Consider the following 20,746-nt stretch of genomic DNA (forward strand, 5'->3'; position numbering starts at 1 on the left):
TCCGGAAGCTGTACCAAGCCTTCCGGTCCCTGCCTATGTCAGGGATCGCCCCCCACCAGCGTGTTACGCCCGTGGGGGTGATTGCGCATGGATCATTTGCTCCCTACATGTGGGGCGCCCACGTTTAAACCGGCATAGGAGGCCGAAGGCATGTTTGAAAATTTATCCGAACGCCTATCCGGTGTCTTTGACCGGCTGACCAAACAGGGCGCGCTATCCGAGGAAGACGTCAAGACAGCGCTACGCGAAGTTCGCGTTGCCCTCCTCGAGGCTGATGTATCGCTGCCGGTCGCCCGCGATTTCGTGAAACGCGTGCAAGATCAAGCGACGGGTCAAGCGGTAACAAAATCGGTTACACCCGGTCAGCAGGTTGTAAAGATCGTCCATGACGCGCTGGTTAACGTGTTGCGTGGTGACGAAGACCCAGGCCAGCTCAAAATCGACAGCCCTCCCGCGCCTATCTTGATGGTTGGCTTGCAGGGTTCGGGTAAGACCACAACAACCGGCAAACTTGCCAAGCGGTTAAAAGACAAAGAAGGCAAACGAGTGCTGATGGCCTCGCTTGACGTCTATCGCCCGGCCGCGATGGACCAGTTGGCCGTACTTGGCACCCAGATCGGTGTTGACACGCTCCCGATTGTACCCGGACAGAAACCCGTCGACATCGCCAAACGCGCCAAGCAGCAGGCTGCGCTGGGTGGCTATGACGTCTACATGCTCGACACTGCCGGTCGCCTGCAGATCGATGAAGTCCTCATGCAGGAGGTTGAAGATGTCCGCGATGTCGTCTCCCCCCGTGAGACACTGCTTGTTGTCGACGGCCTGACCGGTCAGGTGGCTGTTGAGGTTGCCGAAGAGTTTGATGCCAAAATTGGCATCTCTGGTGTCGTCCTCACCCGGATGGACGGCGATGGGCGTGGTGGTGCTGCGCTATCGATGCGTGCCGTCACCGGCAAGCCAATCCGCTTTGTTGGTCTTGGCGAGAAGATGGACGCCATCGAGACTTTCGAACCTGACCGAATCGCAGGCCGTATCCTCGGCATGGGCGATATCGTCGCGCTGGTCGAAAAAGCACAAGACACCATCGAGGCCGAACAGGCCGAGCGCATGATGAAGCGCATGATGAAGGGTCATTTCAATATGAATGACCTGAAGATGCAGCTGGAGCAAATGATCCAGATGGGCGGCATGCAAGGCATGATGCAAATGATGCCCGGTATGGCAAAGATGGCTAAACAGGTTGAAGATTCAGGCTTTGACGACAAAGTTCTACGTCAACAGATTGCCATGATCCAGTCCATGACCAAGAAAGAACGCGCCAACCCTGCCGTTCTGCAAGCCAGCCGAAAGAAACGGATCGCTGCAGGCTCAGGCATGCAGGTTTCTGACCTCAACAAGCTGATGAAAATGCACCGCCAAATGGCCGACGTCATGAAAAAGATGGGCAAAATGGGCAAAGGCAAAATGCTGAAAGAAGCCATGAAAGGCATGCTCGGCAAAGGCGGTGGCATGCCTGATATGGCAGGAATGGATCCCGGCCAGATGGACCCTAAAGCACTGGAAGCTGCAGCAAAGGCAATGGGAGGCGCTAAGGGCCTTCCCGGTGGTATGGGCGGCATGCCTGGCCTCGGTGGCGTGGCGCTACCCGGCGGCCTGAGCGGCTTCGGGAAGAAGAAATAACGCCATGACAATCACCATCCCCACCTTGGAAACAGATCGCCTCATCCTCCGCGCACCAACGCTGGCGGACTTCGAGGCACTGTGCATGTTTTTTGCCTCCGATCGGGCAAAATTCGTCGGTGGGCAGATGAATGAAGAACAGGCTTGGCGCCAGCTCGCAATCGAAATTGGCCACTGGCCATTGCGGGGCTACGGCCGCTGGACCGTAACAGAGAAACACTCCGGGCAGGCAGCCGGCCTTATCGGTCTATGGTTTCCACACGGCTGGCCAGAGCCCGAGATTGCCTGGGATCTCTTTGAAGGGTTCGGCGGAAAAGGCTATGCAACCGAAGCAGCGCAAGCTGCCCGCGCATACGCATATAACACTCTCGGCTGGTCCACTGCGATCAGTTTGATTGATGCTGACAACCATGAATCTCGCGCATTAGCTCAGCGCCTCGACGCGCAACATGATGGGCATTTCACTCACGAACGCTTTGGCGAGGTACAGGTCTGGCGCCATCCCGCCCCCTACGACCTGAATGACATTGGAATGGAGACCAGCACATGACAGCTGCCTGCTCCCAAAATCAACTCCACTTCGGCACATCAGCTGCCGTCACCACATATCGACAATACGACACTGCCTTAACCCATTCTTTCCGGACATCTGGCATGATCAATCGGTCATCGATGCATAAACAGATCACAGTTGCGCCCGCAGCCGGGGTCGAAACGGATGTGGTAATGTCAGATACGAGTAATCGTTTTCCCAGCCTCATGACGCCGAGGCTTACACTGGTTTCTCCTGCAGAGGCCGGTTTTGATGCGCATGATGCCTTCCTGCGGGTCGGAGCGCCGCGATTTATCGACGCCGCCGAAGACCCTGATGCCCTGTGGTGGTCGATCGCGACCATTATTGGCCATTGGCACCTGCGTGGTTACGGTCTGTTCGCCCTTATCGAGCGCAGCACCGGCCGCCCCGTCGGCATGATCGGGCCATGGTATCCAAAGGGCTGGCCAGAGCCCGAACTGTCTTGGCATCTTACGGAAGATGCACGTGGCAAGGGCTATGCCAACGAAGCTGCCGAAGTCGTGCTAGATTGGCTGTTCCGCGAAAAAAAATGGAACAGCATCGTATCCTTCATTCCCGAGGATAACCTAGCATCCATTGCTTTGGCGCAGCGTATCGGCGCTCGCCCTGAGAAACGAGTATCGTTCCGCCTTGCTCCTGCAGAGAATATGCGTGCTTGGCGTCATAGGCCAAACGAGCAACTGCTGGACCAGTCATCAATGTCCGGACGTATCCAATGATCCTTTGCTACAACCGGAGAGATGGGCACTTGACTGTTTCCATCGCTCAAAACCGCGTAATGTGCTGCTCTTTCACCGCCTTGCGGAGCCTCAAATGACAACCGAGACCCAAGATCCAATAACTCGCGCAGCGGCGCTGCTGAAAGGCCACCGCCAAAGTATCGATCGCTTGGATGCCATTCTCGTCTATACACTGGGTGAGCGTTTCAAACATACTCAGGCGGTAGGACAGCTTAAGGCTGAACATGACCTTCCCCCGTCCGATCCCACGCGCGAATCTGCGCAGATCGCACGGCTCGAAGACCTGGCGGAACAGGCCGACCTCGACCCCGACTTCGCCAAAGCTTTCCTGAATTTTATCATTCAGGAAGTCATCCGACACCACAAGAAACACCAAGAATAACAGGGATATCCCTGTAAACGCCATTAAAGGAGATTGAACCCATGGCAATGAAAATTCGTCTGGCCCGCGGCGGCTCGAAAAAGCGCCCTTTCTACCGCATCGTGGCCGCTGACAGCCGCATGCCGCGCGATGGCCGCTTCATCGAAAAGCTGGGCACTTACAACCCGCTGCTGCCGAAAGATAGCGAAGAGCGCGTGAAAATGGACATGGAGCGCGTGCAGCACTGGCTGGACCAGGGCGCTCAGCCCACCGATCGTATCGCTCGCATGTTGGAATCCGCTGGCGTACGCGCTAAGGTTGATCGCAACAACCCCAAGAAAGGCACGCCTGGCAAGAAAGCTCAGGAACGCGCCGAAGAAAAAGCAGCCAAAGCTGCTGAAGCGACTGCAGACGCGGAGTAAGTTGATAGACATGCGGGACAATTCGTTTTCAGAAGATTTCCGCATGCAACTTGATCTGTTGATGCGTGTCCGACGCGATGTGCGCCGGTTTCGCTCAGATCCGGTGGATGAGGCAGTGCTGACGCGCTGCCTCGACACCATTCAGCTAGCCCCATCTGTGGGGCTTAGCGAGCCTTGGCGGGTCATTCGCGTCGAAAGCGACGCTGCCAGAGCTGCAGCACTAGCCAACTTCGAAACAGCTAATGCAACGGCTCTAGCTGGGCTTTCAGAGGCCAAAGCAGAGCGCTATGCTAAACTTAAACTGTCCGGTATGCGTGAAGCCCCCGTACAGCTGGCAATTTACTGTGACGACTCGACCACGAAAGGTCATAAATTGGGTGCCGGTACGATGCCGGAAATGCGACGCTATTCGGTGGTCACCGCAGTGACCTTGTTTTGGCTGGCGCTTCGCGCCGAAGGTCTGGGGCTTGGCTGGGTATCCATCTTGGATCCCAAACAACTAAACCGTGACTTGGATGTAACCGCAGATTGGCAGCTGATCGGCTATTTCTGCGTTGGTCACCCCGAACAGATGTCGCACACGCCAGAGTTGGAACAGCTTGGTTGGGAAACCCGACGCAACGCATTGCCTGTCGAAACACGGTAACCCACCGATGTGGAGATTGATCCGGCTTGCGGTTTTTGTTCTGATCGCCTTTACCGCAGGCGTTCTGTATGAACGCAACTACCAAACGGAACGCTGCGATCTCGCAGGCGGCACCTGGACCGCTGAGCGATTCTGCAAAGGATGGACGAAATGACGGAGCAGATTTGCGTTGGTGCGATTGCCGGCTCTTATGGGGTGCGGGGCGAAGTGCGGCTAAAGAGCTTTTGCGCGATGCCGGAAGACATCGAAGACTACACCCCGCTCAGCAATGAAGACGCGAGCCAGACCTACAGCCTGACTTTGGTCCGTGCCATCAAGAACGGCTTCACCGCACGTATCGGCGGGATCGAGACCAAAGAGCAGGCGGACGCGTTAAAGGGCGTAAAACTGTTTGCACCACGCGACCGGCTTCCTAGTTTGCCGGACGATGAATATTACCACACCGATCTGATGGGTCTCGAGATCTATGATACCGGCGGCACCCTCCTGGGAACTGTTAAATCAGTGCAGAACCACGGTGCCAGCGATTTGCTAGAAGTCAGCATCCCGGCCGAAAGCAAGACAGTACTTCTGCCGTTCACTTTGGCAGCAGTACCTACTGTCGACCTCTCCGTAGGCCGCATTATTGCTGACCCGCCGGACGGAGTGTTCTGAGGCTGAGGTGACTCAATCTTCATTCCCCAACAAGGCCTCGAATACCTCAACAGCTGCAGCGGCTACTGAATTGGTCTTCTGTTGCTGATCCGGCCGTTTATGGCCGAGACCCGACCAAAGCTTGAACAGACGCAACGCGAAGAAGAATCTGAAGACAGGATCTGTTGTTAAATCCGCGCCATAGCCTTCTGCAAAAGCGGCCCAATCTTCCTTAGCAATGTGGCCGAAACCGGGGGCGCGACCACCCGATGCCAGATGATCGGGACAGTTTGACAACCATATGTCGGCGATATCGCGTTGGGGAAACACTCCATCGTGGTTCGAATAGTCGATAAATGACACCTCGCTTTCGGACATCAGTATATTCCGCAGGTGCAGATCTCCATGCTCCGACGCCCCGCGAAAAACCTGCCCACGCGCACGCTGACCTGCCCGATGGAGATGCGCACATAATCCCAAAAACCTCTTGGGTTTCGGGATCGATAGATCACCGCTTCTTAGAGCATGGGCTCGTTTTGAGACTTTGATCAATAACGGTTTTGGCCAAAACTTCATGTATCCAACGTCCGACACTCTATGCAGTTCAGCAACAGCACGTCCAATTCTTCGGATCGTCTGGCTTCTGTCACCGAAGCCATATTCCGTCAGAGCCAGCTCGCGGAAGGCTGTGTTCCCGTGCGCAAATTCCATCAAGACGAAAGGCCTGTCTTGATCTCGCCACAACAACTTAGGCGATGACACACCGAACACCGGTTTCAGTTTATTTGCTGCCTGTTCATGCCGATCAAAAAACCTACGCTGCCGCAAAGTGTTGGTTTCCTCGAAAACTGCTCTGAGTACGAAGCGCTGCCCAGTCGCTATTGTAACTTCCTGAACACTGCGACTGTCCTGACGTCGACTGTTCACCTGCAGCCTGCGAAAACTGGCTCCAGCGACTGGCAGACCGAGATCTGATGCGATACGCGGCCACAAGGCCAAAGTACGTGCCTGCACATCATCAATTGCTGCATGCAAATCCTCGCCAGTTAACTGGCGACGCTTTTCCAAACTCATCCAAACACCAAAGCTTTTTATTGCGTGTAATTTTAACTGGATTAAACAGCCTTCCATGAGTGCACAAAACAAATCTCACGGCCGCAAGGCCATCCGTCCATCGTTCAAGCCGCGTGAGCTGATGACTCCCAATCCAGATCTGGCTGGCGTTTGGAAGGCCAAGATCATGACACTGTTTCCGTCCGCGTTCCCAGGTGTGTTGGGCGAAAGCCTGACCGGGAAGGCCCTGCAAGAGGGGTTGTGGCAACTGGAAACGGTGGACTTGCGGCAATTTGGCGTCGGCAAACATCGAAATGTTGATGACACTCCTGCGGGGGGTGGCGCTGGAATGGTCTTGCGTGCCGATGTGCTGGGCAATGCGATTGAACACACAATGGCAGGTACATCCGGCAACTGGCCTTTGATCTACCTGTCACCGCGTGGCCGCCGGATGGATCAAGGCCTGATGCAGGACCTTGCACGCTGTGACGGTTTGACACTACTTTGCGGGCGGTTCGAAGGCGTCGACGAACGGGTCTTACAGCACTATGGCATCCAAGAGGTATCCTTGGGTGATTTTGTCATGACAGGCGGTGAGATCGCCGCACAAGCGATGATTGACGCCACCGTTCGTCTAATTCCTGGCGTCCTAGGTAATCAGGCGTCGACAGAGGAAGAGAGCTTTTCCTCCGGCTTGCTTGAACATCCGCAATATACCCGCCCGGCAGAATGGAAAGGTCAAACCATTCCCGATGTTCTGATGTCCGGTCATCACGGCAAAGTAGCCGACTGGCGTCAGAGAATGAGCGAAGAGATAACCCAAGCCCGTCGTCCGGACCTATGGCAAGCTCATCAGGATCGAAAGAAAGACATCTAATCCGCAGTGAGACCGCGCCGGTTGATACAAGACACCCTCAGCCCTCTTGATTCACTTATCAATCAAGCATAGAAGGCCCTGTCTAGATTCGCTTTTGCGTCTGTGGACTTGTGTGCTGTTGCATCATGATACCCTTAACCCGCCTTCTTCGGCAATTTGGGGGATGTCGGCTCACTTTCAGGAAAGAACGGAGCGATCTCTGGCGGGCTGCTATCAGCGGGACCCGGTGAAGACCAAGAGCTCTCGCAACCGCGCAAAACTTCGTGGACAAAACCACGAGCAACTATAGGAGACCTGCGATGGATCTGATCGCACAGTTGGAGGCGGAACAAGTTGCCGCCCTGGGAAAAGAGATTCCCGATTTCAAAGCCGGTGACACTATCCGTGTTGGCTACAAAGTGACCGAAGGCAGCCGCTCGCGCGTTCAGAACTATGAAGGCGTCTGCATCAGCCGCAAGAATGGTTCCAGCATTGCCGGTTCGTTCACTGTTCGCAAAATTTCGTTTGGCGAAGGCGTGGAACGTGTATTCCCGCTGCACTCGACCAACATCGACAGCATCACTGTCGTTCGCCGTGGCCGTGTCCGTCGCGCGAAACTGTACTATCTGCGTGCTCGCCGTGGTAAATCCGCACGGATCGCAGAAGATACAAACTACAAAGCCAAAGCGTAAGGAGTGGTATAATGAAAGCCGACACCCATCCCGAATACCACTTCATCGACGTCAAAATGACAGATGGCACTATCCTCAAGATGCGCTCCACATGGGGCAAAGAGGGTGACACCTTGGCATTGGACATCGACCCAACCGTTCACCCCGCCTGGACCGGTGGCTCCACCCGTCTGATGGACGCCGGTGGTCGCGTATCCAAATTCAAAAAGAAGTACGAAGGTCTGGGCTTCTAAGCCGACCTTGTATCGATGTTTCGGAAAACGCCGCTCCCTCGGGGCGGCGTTTTTTGTTCCCAAATAGGTGACAATACCCGGCTCGTCGTTCGCTTGCGGTTATTCAGAGAGCCTAAATCAGGCCCTAACCTGTAGATATCCCGCTTCCCATCGATTCGTGCGAGCAGTATACTCTCGTAAAGATGCGCAGAAATTTGCGCCATGATTGGGGGAAGTGAACGTGGCGCATATTATTGTCGTCGGAAACGAAAAGGGTGGCGCGGGCAAATCCACCGTTTCCATGCATGTGGCAACCACCTTGGCCCGTTTGGGCTACAAAATTGCTGCACTTGATCTTGATCTGCGACAGCGATCATTGGGGCGTTATCTAGAAAACCGCAAAGCCTTCATGGAAAACGCAGCACTGGAATTGCCGCTGGTAGAACTGCATGAATTGCCTGAGATTGATGCAGACAGCTTACAACCAGGCGAAAACATCTATGATCACCGTCTGTCTGCCGCCGTTTCTGAGCTAGAGCCGAATAACGACTTTATCCTGATTGACTGCCCCGGGTCACACACTCGACTAAGCCAGGTCGCACATTCCTTGGCTGACACACTGATCACACCGTTGAATGACAGTTTTGTTGATTTCGATCTCCTCGCGCACACAGACCAAAAGGGCGAAAAGATCACCGGTCCATCCGTCTATTCCGAAATGGTCTGGAACGCGCGGCAACTGCGGGCGCAGGCCGGACTGAAGCCGATTGACTGGATCGTGATCCGTAATCGCGTCGGTACCCAGCGAATGGTGAACAAGGAAAAGATGGAACGCGCCATTTCCATGCTGTCAAAGCGCATTGGATTTCGCGTTGCCTCCGGGTTTTCGGAACGTGTCGTATTTCGGGAATTGTTTCCACGCGGGCTGACGTTACTGGACCTCAAGGATATTGGTGTCAAACAGCTGAACATTTCCAATGTCGCAGCCCGCCAAGAGCTGCGCGACATGATGAAATCCCTGAATTTGCCAGGCGTGGATGTCGATATCTGACCATTCTAATACAGCCGGGGAAACCGGGCGGGCGTCGCGTTGCGGCAGCCGTCGACTGGCTTTGGTCCTTGGACTGGCTGTTGCGGAGCTTTTTATCATCATGGTGGCCTATCAGCTGCTGGCCAACGTCCATTGCAAATTTACCGGTGCAGATCTCGCTTGCACAACAGTACGCTCGGTCGCAGGTCGATTACTTGCCCTGCTGACCGTCTTGGGTCTCTATTTGGTGCTGGTGCGCAGTGCCTATCATTCACTAGTAGCCGCTATCGGACGAACCGAACGGCGACCAACAGCCGTGGCCCTAAACCTTGCAGGTTTGTTGATTGCACTTGTTCCCTTGGCACTGTTTGGCCCGAGTGGAATAAACGCTTGGATCTCGCCCACTCTTATTCTGATCTGCCTGGGCGGCGCTGTTGCCGGGCTGGGCGGCCTTTTGGCACTTATGCCACTGCGGAGTTGGCTCAATTGGTTGCGCGGCTGCGGGTCTACTTTACCGCTGGCACTCGTGGTGGCGCTTGTTATGCCTGACATAACCCGCATGATGGAGCCGATCTGGAACATCGACGCTCTGACCTCTGTTACCTTTGTATTGGTCACATGGTTGCTGGAAATCTCTGGCGCTTCAGTCTGGTCGGATCCCGCGCTGCACTTGATCCGTGTTGACGGGTTTCTGGTCGAAATTGGTGAACCATGCTCGGGCGTGGAAGGCTTCGCCTTAGTCACCACCTTCATGGGGCTTTACGCTCTCCTAATGGGGCGGGACATTCGACAGAGCCGCTATTGGCTAGTGCTTTTTCCCGCAGCTCTCCTACTCAGTTGGGCGTTTAACGTAGTCCGCATTGCTATCCTGATCCTGATCGGAGCCTGGATTGCGCCGGAGCATGCCGTAAACGGATTTCACAGCTATGCGGGCTGGCTAATGTTCACAATCCTTGCACTGTTGGTATTGGCAATTGCGCATCGCTCTCGTTGGCTGCAACGCAACCCCGACGCGTTGGCCGCTGCAACAGCTAGCTTGCCGCCCATGCGTGCCGACATGTTGATGGCTTCTATTGTACCGTTTATCGTGATGATGATGAGCGGGGTTATGGTCTCCGCAATCTGGGCCGAGCCATCGCAAGGCTATCCGATGCGTACCGCTATGATGACAGCCGTCTTGCTGCTTTTCTGGCCTGCTCTAACGCAGTTACGGTATAAGCCACGCCCAATCGATATCGCCGCTGGCGCTGCGATCGCGTCTGTTTGGATCGTAATGTCTACACCAGATATCACTAGGGGCGACGTTACTGATGATCAGGATACGCTTTGGATCATCGTGCGCCTACTTGGAACCATTGTACTTGTCCCGATTATCGAAGAGCTGTTCTTTCGCGGATATCTGCTTCGTCGTATGGCCGGGCAAGGTAACATCCTAAGAGCCGTCATTGCGCTTCTTATTAGCAGTGCGCTCTTTGGTCTGATGCATGATCGCTTTGCGCTTGGTATGGTAGCAGGAGCAATCTTTGGTGCGCTTTACCTACGCCGCGGCGGGCTACCGGCAGCGATCGTTGCTCATATGGTCGCAAATGCCTTGATCGCATACGTTGCTTTGGCAACAAAAAACTGGGCCCTGATCTAAGCCCAGTTCAAACCTATCTTAATTTTGCAAGCTTGGTCGCGTCAGTCCAGAACAGAGCGACGTCGGCGCAATTCCCAAGCCAACAGCAATGCAGCCGCGACGGCCGCGACGGCGAGTAGCCCAGCGCTGACATCAATTTCAGGGACCGTTTGGCCGCCGCCATTTCCGTTACCGTTCCCTCCGCCGTTGCCCCAACCATTTCCCCAGCCGTTACCCCAGCCGTTGCCATTTCCAGGGCCGCCACCTTCAACAGGCCATTCGCCAGCCGCAAACGCTAGCGGGCCTGTAGCTAGCCACACAGCGGCAGCGGTCGTCAGATCTTTCAAGCGCAGTGTTCGCTTCATCGCATCATTTCCTTGCTGCTCTCTCTGTATCATGCGTGATGTTCTATGATCACCTGTCCGAAACTTGATGGCCTCGACATCACCTCTGATCAGAGAACTAAAGAAGGAAAATGCGAAAAATATGGCGAAATTTATCTTTTGTTAAGGCTCTGCACTTGGCCCATCAGCTGGGTCACCCTCGTAAATCGTGAACAGTTCCACTGGTTCCGCTACCCCACGCAACATATAGCGCCCCAAGGATACCAGATCATGGTTGGTCGGCTGAGCCGCTCTTTGGACCTGTTCCGAAACAATAATGCTACGCCCAACGGAGGTGTGCATCCCAGAGATCCGCGCCGTCAGATTGACCGTTGCTCCGATAACGGTGAAGTCTAACCGGTTTGCCGATCCGATATTGCCGTAAAGAATTTCTCCCGCATGCAAAGCCAACGTGAAATCCGCAACCGGCACTCCCTGCTCAGCGCGTTCAACGTTGCGCTGTCGAATTTTCCCTTGAAGATCGCCGGCAGCAGCGAGAGCGGCGGTGGCATCTTCGTCAATGCTGCCGAGATCAAACATCGCCAAAATGCCATCTCCCATGAACTTGAGAATATTGCCACCATTGGCCTGCATCGTTTCAACTGCTAGGCCAAAATAGTCGTTAAGCATATCGATCAGCTCGGCGCCGGGTATCTGCTCCGCAAGCTGGGTAAACCCCTTGAGATCAAAGTAGCAAACCACGGCATCGATCTGTCGCGAGGATCCTCGCTGAATTTCTCCTGATAGAACCCGCTGCCCAGCGTCGCGTCCCAGATAAACCTGCAACAGGTCCTTGGCCATCTGCTGGGCTGATGCTGCGCGCAATGCCAGCGCTATATGCGGATAGGTCGTTCGAATTAGGGATAGATCAGCATCAGAGAACCCATCGGCCCTGTCCGTCGTCCAGGATGACAGAACCCCTTCCCCAGGACGTCGTGGATCAAAGGGAGCATCAGCAAAATCTCCAAATCGTTTTGCCAGCGCAAAGTAGTCGGTCGCTCCACGCTCTTTGAACTGCGCCAAGGCGGGAAACCGTTCCAGCACATGTCCCGTCAATTTGCTACGGAACTCCGGCACTTTTCGCTCCAACATATAGTAGAAGGTGCTGTAGAGCCATTCATCGCGCGGAGTATCGCTGTGCTCATAGAACTCGTGTGACAGCCCATCTGCCCGGGTCCAGCTAAACCCAATGCCGCCATATTTCGGATGATAGGCACGCTGAGCCAAGTGAAACCGCAAAAGTGGCACACCGCTATCCGCAAGCCGCTGGCAGAAGCCTTGCAACATCTCCTGACGGCTCGCACCACGTAGCCCTTCAACAGTAATCCAATCGATTATCGGCGTGGCGCGCGGATCCGCATCCGTCATTTAGCTCTGCCTCATATTGTGGTCTCATTCCAATCTGAAGTCTCATCCGGTGGATGTCTATGGGGCAATTCCCGCCAGCTTGCGTAGCATATGACGCAGCGCCTCGCTTTCACCTTCACTAAGCCGTGCCGCCAATTGTTGGTCATAAATCGCAGCCTGGGTGCTCAGGTCACGGTAGGCGGCCTCCCCCTGAGGGGTCAGTTCCAGATGTTCAGCCCGCCGGTCTTTTTCATCGCGGTGCCTCAACACGAATCGCCGCTCTGCCAGTTTGGCCACTGCGCGACTTATCTTGGTCTTATGTATCTTCGCGCGCTGGCCGATCTCAGTTGCGGTCATGCGGCCGTAGTTCCCCAGGTGAAACAAGACGCGCCATTCGTTGCGCAGCATCCCATAGCGGTTCTTGTAGTGCTTTTGAAACTCAAGCGATGACTCCTCCGCCGCTCGATTGAGCAGATACGGCAGGAAATCTTGCAAAGCAAAGTCAACTTTTTCATCCATTCAGCAGAGCTATCCCTTGTTAGTTACAAAATCAACTATTACCGACATGCTAAGCAACGAAAGGAACGCACCATGACACGCCAGGTCGATCCCAATCAAATGAGACAAGCGCCCTCGCTCGCAGGAGTCCACGAAGGCTATATGTCCGGCTTTGGGAATGATTTTGAGACCGAAGCTTTGCCCGGTGCCCTGCCACAGGGCATGAATAGCCCGCAGAAATGCAACTACGGCCTTTATGGAGAGCAGCTGAGTGGCACAGCCTTTACGGCCCCTAGCCATCAGAATGAGCGTACATGGTGCTATCGCATCCGGCCTTCGGTAAAACACTCACATCGATACGAAAAAATAGATCTGCCGTATTGGAAATCGGCCCCTTATGTCGACCCCGATGTGGTCAGCCTGGGCCAATATCGCTGGGACCCGGCACCACATGCAAACCAAGCCCGTACCTGGTTGACAGGTATGCGTACCATGACCACAGCAGGCGATGTGAACACGCAGGTCGGTATGGCCAGCCACATCTATCTTGTGACAGAATCGATGGTGGACAGCTATTTCTTCTCTGCAGATTCTGAGCTGCTGATTGTTCCGCAGGAAGGGCGCCTTCGCTTCGCGACGGAGCTGGGTATCATTGATCTAGAACCGCAGGAAATCGCGATCATCCCACGCGGTCTGGTCTACCGGGTCGAGGTGTTGGAAGGCCCGTGCCGCGGATTTGTCTGTGAAAACTACGGCCAGAAATTCGAGTTACCTGGGCGAGGACCGATTGGCGCAAATTGCATGGCAAATCCACGCGACTTTAAGACGCCAGTTGCTGCGTTTGAAGACCGCGAAACCCCTTCCACCGTGACCATCAAATGGTGCGGGCAGTTCCATGAGACCAAGATTGGCCAATCTCCGCTGGACGTCGTAGCATGGCATGGCAACTATGCACCGCTAAAATATGATCTGCGCACCTATTGTCCGGTAGGCGCTGTCCTATTCGATCACCCGGATCCATCTATTTTCACGGTGCTAACAGCGCCGTCAGGCCAGCCCGGCACTGCCAATATCGACTTTGTCCTGTTCCGTGAACGTTGGATGGTGGCTGAAAACACCTTCCGCCCACCTTGGTATCACAAGAACATCATGTCAGAGCTGATGGGCAATATTTATGGCCAGTATGATGCCAAACCGCAGGGGTTCATTCCGGGTGGTGTCAGCCTCCACAATATGATGCTGCCACACGGGCCAGATAAGAATGCATTTGAAGGCGCGTCCAATGCGAACCTGGGGCCTGAAAAACTAGACAACACGATGTCCTTTATGTTCGAGACCCGTTTCCCGCAGCACCTGACGGCTTTCGCCGCGAAGGAAGCGCCGCTACAGGACGATTACATCGATTGCTGGTCAGATATCGAAAAGAATTTCGACGGAACGCCCGGCAAAAAATAGCACAACAGCAGGGGGCAACCCCCTCTGAGGCCAAATAGGCTACATTCACCCCCGGCTTATTGCGGGAATGATGACGAGAGCGACAACTCTCAGATGAAAAGGACAACACATGCCTTTGAAAAAATCCTGGGTTGCTTCGGCGAACAGCCCGACCCACCCGTTTCCTCTAAATAACCTGCCCTATGGCGTGTTTTCCATCGACGGAGATGATCCGCGCTGCGGCGTGGCCATTGGCGACATGATCCTTGATATGCAGGCCGCTGAAGAAGCCGGGTTAATCCAGCTTGGCGACGCACCACTGTTCGATGTCCCCTATTGGAATGACCTGATGGAGGAAGGGCCAGCTGTCTGGGCCGCTCTGCGCGAACGTCTTACTTTGCTGTTATCAGACGGAACTGCCGAGCAGGCGAAAGTCGAGGCACTGCTGGTTTCGGCTGAAAAAGCCGAGCTGCACATGCCTTTTGCTGTCAGCGAATACACCGACTTTTATGCGGGCAAGAACCACGCCACGAATGTCGGCACAATGTTTCGTGGCCCTGAGAACGCGCTGCCGCCAAACTGGCTGCATATTCCGATCGGTTATAATGGCCGTGCCTCCTCCGTTGTAGTGTCTGGCACGGATGTCCGTCGCCCTTGGGGTCAGTTGAAAGGCCCGAATGATGCCGCTCCTCGTTGGGCCCCCTGCGCGCGGTTTGATATTGAGCTGGAAATGGGCGCTATCGTCGGCACACCTTCAGACGGACCGATTACTGTACAAGAAGCAGATGACCATATCTTTGGCTACGTCTTGCTGAACGACTGGTCAGCGCGGGATATCCAGGCATGGGAATACCAGCCCCTTGGCCCCTTCCAAGCGAAGGCGACCGCAACCTCGATCAGCCCTTGGATTGTGACAAAAGCGGCATTGGAACCGTTCCGCTGTGACACTCCAGAACGTGAGGTGGCATTGCTGGATCACATCAAAGACTGTGGACCCATGCTCTACGACATTGATCTGGAGGTAACCATGGCGCCGACGGGGAAAGAAGCCTCGACCATTGCGCAAACAAACTACAAAGAAATGTACTACTCCGCCGCACAACAACTGGCGCATCACAGCACATCAGGCTGCCCTATGAATGCTGGTGACCTATTGGGCTCCGGCACGATTTCCGGCGCCACCAAAGAGAGCCGCGGTTCGCTATTGGAACTCAGTTGGGGGGGGAAAGAGCCGCTCACGCTGGATTGCGGAGAAGAACGTACCTTCATCGCTGACGGCGATACGCTGACGCTTAAAGGCGCGGCTAAAGGCAAGGGCTATACAATCGGATTTGGCGATTGCACGGGTAGCATCCTACCCGCGCTTGACGATCCCTACGCAAGATAAGGAAGATAGTTATGGCCAAGGCATTTGCGTCCCAAGGGGACATGACCGAAAAGAAAATCACCTTTGATGAGATCGGCGACGGGATTTATGCCTTCACTGCCGAGGGGGATCCGAACTCTGGCGTGATCATCGGCGACGATAGTGTGATGATCGTCGAGGCACAGGCGACGCCGCGCCTGGCACAAAAAGTGATCGACTGCGTGCGTTCGGTCACCGACAAGCCGATCACCCATGTGGCATTGACCCATTACCACGCAGTGCGGGTGCTGGGCGCTTCAGCTTTTGGAACCGATCAGATCATCATGGGCGATGCAGCCCGAGCGATGGTTGTTGAACGTGGGCAAGAGGACTGGGACAGCGAGTTTCAACGCTTCCCTCGCTTATTTGAAGGTCACGAGAGCATTCCTGGGCTAACCTACCCGACCACCACGTTTTCTGAGGATATGACAATCTATCTGGGCAATCGCCGGGTTGATCTGATGCATCTGGGCCGTGCCCACACCGCAGGCGATATCGTTATTCATGTCCCAGATCAAAACGTTATGTTCACTGGCGACATCGTCGAATACCATTCGGCCTGCTACTGCGGTGACGGTCATTTCAGCGACTGGGGTGATACGCTGGACAATATTGCCGGGTTTGACGTCGACGCCATCGCTCCGGGTCGGGGTGATGCACTGGTTGGCAAGGAAATGGTCAACGCTGCCATCGAAAACACTCGCGATTTTGTAGAGAGCACCTACCGCCCTGCAGCCAAAATCGCAGCCCGCAACGGCTCCTTAAAAGAGGCCTGGGATGCGGTGCGCGCCGAATGTGACCCGAAGTTTATCGATTACGCGATCTACGAACATTGCCTGCCGTTCAACGTCGCGCGCGCCTATGATGAGGCTCGCGGCATTGACACCCCTCGGATCTGGACAGCGCAACGCGATCTGGAAATGTGGGAAGCCTTGCAGGGTTAAGATTTGCGGCCTGCCAAGGTCGGCACTTCAAATGGAGGCGATTTGATCTAGGTCGGATCGCCCCACAGAAACCTATGACGGACTTTTGCCCGATCCCGGAGGACCAACGCCGGGGCATGAGTGAGCTATGCCAAATGGCACGCGGTTTTGGGAGGAAACCAAATGAACAAGATCTTTGAAGTTCCCATGTACCCCTATCAACGCAGCGAGGATCAGGACGCATCGTCTCCGGTACGCCATCAGGTCATCGTGATCGGTGCTGGACCCGTTGGTCTGGCTGCAGCCATTGATCTTGCGCAACAGGGTGTCAGCGTTGTAGTGTTGGATGACAATGACAAGGTTAGCTCCGGCAGCCGTGCCATTTGTTTTTCCAAACGCACGCTTGAAATCGCGGACAGGCTTGGGATTGCGAAACCTCTGGTAGACAAGGGGGTGCAGTGGAACCTGGGGAAAGTGTTCTTTGACGAACGCAAAGTCTATGAATTCAATCTGCTGCCGGAGAGCGGTCATGCTCAACCAGCGTTTATTAATCTTCAACAGTATTACTTTGAAGAATATCTGGTAAAGCGCGCGCAAGAGCTTAAAGCCGCTGGGGCACCAATAGATATTCGCGGGCGTAACAAGGTTTCCGCGATTGGCTCTCATGACGACTACGTTACAATCGAAATCGACACCCCAGAAGGCCTCTACAACATAGAAGGCGACTCACTGATTGCCTGTGATGGGGCAAGCTCACCGACTCGCCAGATGCTGGGCTTGGATTTTGTCGGCCGGGTGTTTGAGGACAACTTCCTGATTGCCGATGTCGTCATGGATGCAGATTTCCCAACTGAACGCTGGTTCTGGTTCGACCCCCCCTTCAACAAAGGTCAGTCGGCACTACTCCATAAGCAACCGGATGGCGTTTGGCGCATTGATCTGCAATTAGGCTGGGATATCGACAAAGAACACGAAAAACGCCCCGAAAACGTCATCCCTCGCATCCGGGAAATGCTGGGCGACGATGTGAAGTTCGAGCTAGAATGGGTGTCGATCTACACCTTCCAATGCCGCCGGATGGAGAAGTTCCGCCATGGACGAGTGCTGTTTGCGGGCGACTCGGCGCACCAAGTTTCTCCCTTTGGCGCACGTGGTGCCAATTCAGGCCTACAAGACACAGATAACCTGTGCTGGAAGCTCAAACTGGTGTTGGACGGCAAAGCACCTGAAAGCCTGCTCGATAGCTATGACAGCGAACGCGTTTATGGCGCAGATGAGAATATTCTTAACTCTTCTCGATCCACAGATTTCATTACCCCCAAGTCAGAGATGAGCCGGGTTCTCCGCGACGCGGTTCTGGATCTGTCCGAACACCACGCCTTTGCCCGTCCGTTGGTGAACTCTGGGCGGCTGTCCGTCCCCTGCACCTATGCGGGATCGGCATTGAATTCCACTGACGCGTTGAACGGTGGGCCGCAGCGGACAGAACCTGGCAGCCCCTGCCCCGACGCCACCACTCCGGATGGCTATCTACTGCCACAGTTGGCAGACCGGTTTACCCTGCTGACCATCGATGCGGATGCGCCGGATTATTTCGAAGAAGAAGGCATCACAGTAACGCGGCTTGCGCTATCGGCCAAAGACGACACGACACAGACCTTACGTGACCGTTACCTTGGTGAAGCGACAAGCGCAGTCTACCTGATTCGGCCTGATCAGCATGTGGCTGCACGCCACCCGACATTTGACGAAATTCAGTTTCGCACAGCGCTGCGTCGCGCAATTGGCAAGGAAACATCAGTATGAGTGCCCTAGATACGCAACTGGAACAGCTGATCCTGGCCCCGAATATCGAACGGGCCGATGACTTCTACGCGGAGCTACTGGCCGCTCATGAAGATCTGAGTAAAGCTGACAGTGACGCATTTAATGCACGGCTTGTGCTTGTGCTGGCAAACCACATCGGAACACGTGCAATCCTGTCCCAAGCGCTGGATGCAGCCACGCTTTCTCAAGAGGAGATCGGCTGAGTTCCAAAGAGCGCACAAAATTTGGAGTTGGCCACAACAGTGGTTTTATCATGCACTCTGATAATACAGGAGAACCGCAATGTCCGATGTCGTACTCTATGACTATTGGCGATCTTCGGCCAGCTACCGGGTCCGGATAGCTCTGAACCTCGCAGGGATCCGCTATACAGCAGTAACAGTAGATCTAGTTAAGAGCGAGCAATGCAACCCGGATCATCTGGGCCGAAACCCTCAGGGATTGGTACCCGTACTGGAGATCGATGGGCTGCGCCTAACACAATCGCTGGCCATTGTGGACTACCTCGACCAAACTCGAGACCTAGGCCTGCTACCCGACAGCCCGGCAGAGCGCGCCGGGGTTCAGGCCCTTGCCCATTCCATTGCGGTTGACCTACATCCTGTCTGCAACCTGAGAGTTGCGCGCTACGCCACCAGTCTTGTTAGAGACCCTGCTTTGTCTGACGCTGAGCAATCGATCGACATGCCTGGAGCCTGGATGCGCCATTTCATCCGCCCCGGTCTCATTGCCTTTAACATGTTGTTGGAAAAATATCCCTCTGCGCCCTACTGCACTGGGAACCGTCCGGGTCTTGCCGATCTCTGCCTGATGCCGCAGCTCTACAACGCCCGTCGCTGGGGCGTGGATTTTGGGGATCTTCACCGGCTTTCTGCGATAGAGACCACCTGTGTGGAAAATCACGCCTTTGCGAATGCCCATCCCGACGCAGTTCAAGACGCTGGTTCACCACTTCCCTAGGGATATTTGATTTGGCGCAAAGTCAGATATGCTGGAAACGGGCATATCTGGCAGTATGAAACAGATCGACCGCCTCCGCGCGCTGGGACTTTTTGACAGCCGCGTGCCCCGCTACACCTCTTATCCGGCCGCACCGGTATTCAACACTGCCGTAGACTGCGCGTTTCAAAGCAACGCTCTATCGAGACTGGACCATACCGTGCCCGTTTCGGTCTATATTCACATACCGTTTTGCGAACGGTTGTGTTGGTTCTGCGCATGTCGGACTCAGGGGACTCAAACGCTCAGCCCAGTTGAGAACTATGTAACCACAGTGGAAAAGGAATTGGCCCTGTTAGCCAAAACCCTACCAAAAGGGTTGCGGATGGGACGGTTACATTGGGGAGGTGGAACACCAACAATCTTACCACCCGCCCTCATACATCGACTGGCGCGAGCGGTTAAATCCGCAATCCCTCCCGCAGATGATTGGGAATTCTCGGTCGAGATTGACCCCACAATGGTAGATCGCGACAAGATCAATGCCCTCGCACAAGAGGGCATGAAGCGGGCCAGTATTGGTATTCAGGATTTCGATCCAGAAGTGCAGGCCGCCATCGGTCGGATCCAACCTTTTAGCATAACCGAAAACTGTGTTGCCGACCTGCGTTCAGCCGGAATAAAATCACTCAATACAGATCTCGTGTATGGCCTACCTCATCAGGATACGACCCGAATTGCAGACACCGTAGACAAAGTGCTGACCCTCGCACCTGATCGGGTCGCTCTGTTTGGGTATGCTCATGTCCCGTGGGTCGCAAAACGACAAAAGCTGATTGACGACAATACTCTGCCCAGTGATGAAACCCGTTATCATCTGGCAGAGTTGGCTGCTGAGACGTTTCATTCTGCCCGGTTGGCAAGCATCGGGATAGACCATTTTGCACGTTCAAAGGATGGTTTAAATCAGGCTCGTAAGAACGGCCGCCTGCGTCGCAATTTCCAAGGGTACACAGACGACCTTTGTCCTACGCTGATCGGCGTTGGCGCATCTTCCATCTCTCGCTTCGAAGGCGGATACGTACAAAACACGGCCGCGACCGCTGCTTATATCCAGCAAATCGAGGCCGGAGAGCTTGCAGGTGCACGCGGCCACATGCTCACACCAATCGACAAAATGCGCGCCCGCGCCATTGAGATGTTGATGTGCGATTTCTGTCTCGACCGCACTGAATTGCACGGCCGTTTTGGACAATTGAGCAATCAGTTGAACACGGACCTGGAAAGAGTGGCTGCGACTTATAGCGATCTGGTAACGCTTGACCAAAATGTCCTGCGGATCAATCCCGAAGGGCGTGCCCTGACACGGATCATTGCTAGCGCATTCGACGCGCACAAACCACAAGGTGTACGCTACAGTCAGGCATCCTGACCTGAAATGAGTGATCAATGACCCGCCCCCAAGCCCCCCTG

General features: G+C 54.8%; 23 protein-coding genes. 19 read left to right on the forward strand and 4 right to left on the reverse strand.

Translation table 11 applies throughout. From position 1 onward, the window contains the following. Nucleotides 1-150 precede the first annotated feature (150 nt). The 7 genes from ffh (at nucleotide 151) to rimM (ending at nucleotide 5,077) form a co-directional block, all read left to right on the forward strand. On the forward strand, nucleotides 151-1,680 hold the full coding sequence (gene ffh / locus ACEWZM_RS08070) for a signal recognition particle protein (protein ID WP_414005945.1): 1,530 nt from the start codon (nucleotides 151-153) through the stop codon (nucleotides 1,678-1,680). 4 nt (nucleotides 1,681-1,684) lie between these two features. After that, nucleotides 1,685-2,230, forward strand: a complete 546-nt coding sequence (locus ACEWZM_RS08075) for a GNAT family N-acetyltransferase (protein WP_414005946.1) — start codon at nucleotides 1,685-1,687, stop codon at nucleotides 2,228-2,230. Between the two features lie 104 nt (nucleotides 2,231-2,334). After that, a complete protein-coding gene (locus ACEWZM_RS08080; RefSeq protein ID WP_414005947.1) occupies nucleotides 2,335-2,973 on the forward strand; it encodes a GNAT family N-acetyltransferase in 639 nt (212 codons plus the stop codon). A gap of 94 nt (nucleotides 2,974-3,067) precedes the next feature. Then, nucleotides 3,068-3,376 carry a chorismate mutase gene (locus ACEWZM_RS08085; RefSeq protein ID WP_414005948.1) on the forward strand — a complete coding sequence of 103 codons (309 nt, stop codon included), beginning with the start codon at nucleotides 3,068-3,070 and terminating at the stop codon, nucleotides 3,374-3,376. Nucleotides 3,377-3,417: 41 nt separating this feature from the next. After that, nucleotides 3,418-3,777, forward strand: a complete 360-nt coding sequence (gene rpsP, locus ACEWZM_RS08090) for a 30S ribosomal protein S16 (protein ID WP_414005949.1) — start codon at nucleotides 3,418-3,420, stop codon at nucleotides 3,775-3,777. A 10-nt stretch (nucleotides 3,778-3,787) separates the two neighbouring features. Beyond that, a complete protein-coding gene (gene bluB, locus ACEWZM_RS08095; protein WP_414005950.1) occupies nucleotides 3,788-4,423 on the forward strand; it encodes a 5,6-dimethylbenzimidazole synthase in 636 nt (211 codons plus the stop codon). Nucleotides 4,424-4,573: 150 nt separating this feature from the next. Next, the gene (gene rimM, locus ACEWZM_RS08100) at nucleotides 4,574-5,077 is read left to right on the forward strand and encodes a ribosome maturation factor RimM (RefSeq protein WP_414005951.1); all 504 of its coding nucleotides are present in this window, start codon (nucleotides 4,574-4,576) and stop codon (nucleotides 5,075-5,077) included. Between the two features lie 12 nt (nucleotides 5,078-5,089). Here the strand turns inward: rimM and ACEWZM_RS08105 are convergent, their stop codons facing one another. Further along, nucleotides 5,090-6,130, reverse strand: coding sequence for a phosphotransferase (locus ACEWZM_RS08105; protein ID WP_414005952.1), 1,041 nt, complete (start codon nucleotides 6,128-6,130; stop codon nucleotides 5,090-5,092). 55 nt (nucleotides 6,131-6,185) lie between these two features. Between ACEWZM_RS08105 and trmD the strand changes: the two genes are divergently transcribed. From trmD to xrtE, 5 genes are all read left to right on the forward strand, one after another. Continuing rightward, nucleotides 6,186-6,986 carry a tRNA (guanosine(37)-N1)-methyltransferase TrmD gene (gene trmD / locus ACEWZM_RS08110; RefSeq protein ID WP_414005953.1) on the forward strand — a complete coding sequence of 267 codons (801 nt, stop codon included), beginning with the start codon at nucleotides 6,186-6,188 and terminating at the stop codon, nucleotides 6,984-6,986. A 299-nt stretch (nucleotides 6,987-7,285) separates the two neighbouring features. Beyond that, a complete protein-coding gene (gene rplS, locus ACEWZM_RS08115; protein WP_414005954.1) occupies nucleotides 7,286-7,657 on the forward strand; it encodes a 50S ribosomal protein L19 in 372 nt (123 codons plus the stop codon). 11 nt (nucleotides 7,658-7,668) lie between these two features. Then, a complete protein-coding gene (rpmE, locus tag ACEWZM_RS08120) occupies nucleotides 7,669-7,890 on the forward strand; it encodes a 50S ribosomal protein L31 (RefSeq protein WP_014876110.1) in 222 nt (73 codons plus the stop codon). A gap of 220 nt (nucleotides 7,891-8,110) precedes the next feature. Next, nucleotides 8,111-8,920: a division plane positioning ATPase MipZ gene (locus tag ACEWZM_RS08125; RefSeq protein ID WP_414005955.1), complete on the forward strand. Its 810-nt coding sequence runs from the start codon at nucleotides 8,111-8,113 to the stop codon at nucleotides 8,918-8,920. Then, complete coding sequence (gene xrtE / locus ACEWZM_RS08130) at nucleotides 8,907-10,538, forward strand: exosortase E/protease, VPEID-CTERM system (RefSeq protein WP_414005956.1); 1,632 nt, start codon at nucleotides 8,907-8,909, stop codon at nucleotides 10,536-10,538. The genes ACEWZM_RS08125 and xrtE overlap by 14 nt, the downstream gene beginning before the upstream one ends. Nucleotides 10,539-10,579: 41 nt before the next feature. Here xrtE and ACEWZM_RS08135 read toward each other — a convergent pair whose 3' ends face one another. The 3 genes from ACEWZM_RS08135 to ACEWZM_RS08145 all read right to left on the reverse strand — a co-directional run bounded on the left by ACEWZM_RS08135 (nucleotide 10,580) and on the right by ACEWZM_RS08145 (nucleotide 12,766). After that, the gene (locus tag ACEWZM_RS08135; protein ID WP_414005957.1) at nucleotides 10,580-10,882 is read right to left on the reverse strand and encodes a VPEID-CTERM sorting domain-containing protein; all 303 of its coding nucleotides are present in this window, start codon (nucleotides 10,880-10,882) and stop codon (nucleotides 10,580-10,582) included. A gap of 141 nt (nucleotides 10,883-11,023) precedes the next feature. Then, nucleotides 11,024-12,268, reverse strand: a complete 1,245-nt coding sequence (locus ACEWZM_RS08140) for an adenylate/guanylate cyclase domain-containing protein (protein WP_414005958.1) — start codon at nucleotides 12,266-12,268, stop codon at nucleotides 11,024-11,026. A 57-nt stretch (nucleotides 12,269-12,325) separates the two neighbouring features. After that, nucleotides 12,326-12,766, reverse strand: a complete 441-nt coding sequence (locus ACEWZM_RS08145; RefSeq protein WP_414005959.1) for a MarR family winged helix-turn-helix transcriptional regulator — start codon at nucleotides 12,764-12,766, stop codon at nucleotides 12,326-12,328. Nucleotides 12,767-12,838: 72 nt separating this feature from the next. Between ACEWZM_RS08145 and hmgA the strand changes: the two genes are divergently transcribed. From hmgA to hemN, 7 genes are all read left to right on the forward strand, one after another. Further along, the gene (gene hmgA, locus ACEWZM_RS08150) at nucleotides 12,839-14,200 is read left to right on the forward strand and encodes a homogentisate 1,2-dioxygenase (RefSeq protein WP_414005960.1); all 1,362 of its coding nucleotides are present in this window, start codon (nucleotides 12,839-12,841) and stop codon (nucleotides 14,198-14,200) included. 109 nt (nucleotides 14,201-14,309) lie between these two features. After that, nucleotides 14,310-15,566 (forward strand): fumarylacetoacetase, encoded by a 1,257-nt coding sequence (fahA, locus tag ACEWZM_RS08155; protein ID WP_414005961.1) that lies wholly within the window; start codon nucleotides 14,310-14,312, stop codon nucleotides 15,564-15,566. An 11-nt stretch (nucleotides 15,567-15,577) separates the two neighbouring features. Beyond that, a complete protein-coding gene (locus ACEWZM_RS08160) occupies nucleotides 15,578-16,528 on the forward strand; it encodes an MBL fold metallo-hydrolase (RefSeq protein ID WP_414005962.1) in 951 nt (316 codons plus the stop codon). A 162-nt stretch (nucleotides 16,529-16,690) separates the two neighbouring features. Beyond that, nucleotides 16,691-18,313 carry an FAD-dependent oxidoreductase gene (locus ACEWZM_RS08165; RefSeq protein ID WP_414005963.1) on the forward strand — a complete coding sequence of 541 codons (1,623 nt, stop codon included), beginning with the start codon at nucleotides 16,691-16,693 and terminating at the stop codon, nucleotides 18,311-18,313. Then, nucleotides 18,310-18,537: a DUF2783 domain-containing protein gene (locus ACEWZM_RS08170; RefSeq protein ID WP_414005964.1), complete on the forward strand. Its 228-nt coding sequence runs from the start codon at nucleotides 18,310-18,312 to the stop codon at nucleotides 18,535-18,537. The genes ACEWZM_RS08165 and ACEWZM_RS08170 overlap by 4 nt, the downstream gene beginning before the upstream one ends. Before the next feature lie 79 nt (nucleotides 18,538-18,616). After that, complete coding sequence (gene maiA, locus ACEWZM_RS08175) at nucleotides 18,617-19,294, forward strand: maleylacetoacetate isomerase (RefSeq protein WP_414005965.1); 678 nt, start codon at nucleotides 18,617-18,619, stop codon at nucleotides 19,292-19,294. Nucleotides 19,295-19,349: 55 nt separating this feature from the next. Next, complete coding sequence (hemN, locus tag ACEWZM_RS08180; protein ID WP_414005966.1) at nucleotides 19,350-20,705, forward strand: oxygen-independent coproporphyrinogen III oxidase; 1,356 nt, start codon at nucleotides 19,350-19,352, stop codon at nucleotides 20,703-20,705. Nucleotides 20,706-20,746: the final 41 nt, after the last annotated feature.

It is taken from the genome of Phaeobacter cretensis (genome assembly GCF_047372505.1).
GTDB lineage: Bacteria > Pseudomonadota > Alphaproteobacteria > Rhodobacterales > Rhodobacteraceae > Phaeobacter > Phaeobacter cretensis.

Bases quoted from the DNA above. Each gene is read 5' to 3' on its own strand.
- ACEWZM_RS08170 (WP_414005964.1), top strand. From the start codon at position 18,310: ATGAGTGCCCTAGATACGCAACTGGAACAGCTGATCCTGGCCCCGAAT.
- fahA (WP_414005961.1), top strand. From the start codon at position 14,310: ATGCCTTTGAAAAAATCCTGGGTTGCTTCGGCGAACAGCCCGACCCAC.
- ACEWZM_RS08135 (WP_414005957.1), bottom strand. From the start codon at position 10,882: ATGAAGCGAACACTGCGCTTGAAAGATCTGACGACCGCTGCCGCTGTG.
- ACEWZM_RS08075 (WP_414005946.1), top strand. From the start codon at position 1,685: ATGACAATCACCATCCCCACCTTGGAAACAGATCGCCTCATCCTCCGC.
- rplS (WP_414005954.1), top strand. From the start codon at position 7,286: ATGGATCTGATCGCACAGTTGGAGGCGGAACAAGTTGCCGCCCTGGGA.
- ACEWZM_RS08085 (WP_414005948.1), top strand. From the start codon at position 3,068: ATGACAACCGAGACCCAAGATCCAATAACTCGCGCAGCGGCGCTGCTG.
- bluB (WP_414005950.1), top strand. From the start codon at position 3,788: ATGCGGGACAATTCGTTTTCAGAAGATTTCCGCATGCAACTTGATCTG.
- ACEWZM_RS08160 (WP_414005962.1), top strand. From the start codon at position 15,578: ATGGCCAAGGCATTTGCGTCCCAAGGGGACATGACCGAAAAGAAAATC.
- ACEWZM_RS08165 (WP_414005963.1), top strand. From the start codon at position 16,691: ATGAACAAGATCTTTGAAGTTCCCATGTACCCCTATCAACGCAGCGAG.
- maiA (WP_414005965.1), top strand. From the start codon at position 18,617: ATGTCCGATGTCGTACTCTATGACTATTGGCGATCTTCGGCCAGCTAC.
- xrtE (WP_414005956.1), top strand. From the start codon at position 8,907: ATGTCGATATCTGACCATTCTAATACAGCCGGGGAAACCGGGCGGGCG.
- ACEWZM_RS08080 (WP_414005947.1), top strand. From the start codon at position 2,335: ATGATCAATCGGTCATCGATGCATAAACAGATCACAGTTGCGCCCGCA.
- rpmE (WP_014876110.1), top strand. From the start codon at position 7,669: ATGAAAGCCGACACCCATCCCGAATACCACTTCATCGACGTCAAAATG.
- hemN (WP_414005966.1), top strand. From the start codon at position 19,350: ATGAAACAGATCGACCGCCTCCGCGCGCTGGGACTTTTTGACAGCCGC.
- ACEWZM_RS08145 (WP_414005959.1), bottom strand. From the start codon at position 12,766: ATGGATGAAAAAGTTGACTTTGCTTTGCAAGATTTCCTGCCGTATCTG.
- ffh (WP_414005945.1), top strand. From the start codon at position 151: ATGTTTGAAAATTTATCCGAACGCCTATCCGGTGTCTTTGACCGGCTG.
- hmgA (WP_414005960.1), top strand. From the start codon at position 12,839: ATGACACGCCAGGTCGATCCCAATCAAATGAGACAAGCGCCCTCGCTC.
- rpsP (WP_414005949.1), top strand. From the start codon at position 3,418: ATGGCAATGAAAATTCGTCTGGCCCGCGGCGGCTCGAAAAAGCGCCCT.
- ACEWZM_RS08105 (WP_414005952.1), bottom strand. From the start codon at position 6,130: ATGAGTTTGGAAAAGCGTCGCCAGTTAACTGGCGAGGATTTGCATGCA.
- ACEWZM_RS08140 (WP_414005958.1), bottom strand. From the start codon at position 12,268: ATGACGGATGCGGATCCGCGCGCCACGCCGATAATCGATTGGATTACT.
- rimM (WP_414005951.1), top strand. From the start codon at position 4,574: ATGACGGAGCAGATTTGCGTTGGTGCGATTGCCGGCTCTTATGGGGTG.
- trmD (WP_414005953.1), top strand. From the start codon at position 6,186: ATGAGTGCACAAAACAAATCTCACGGCCGCAAGGCCATCCGTCCATCG.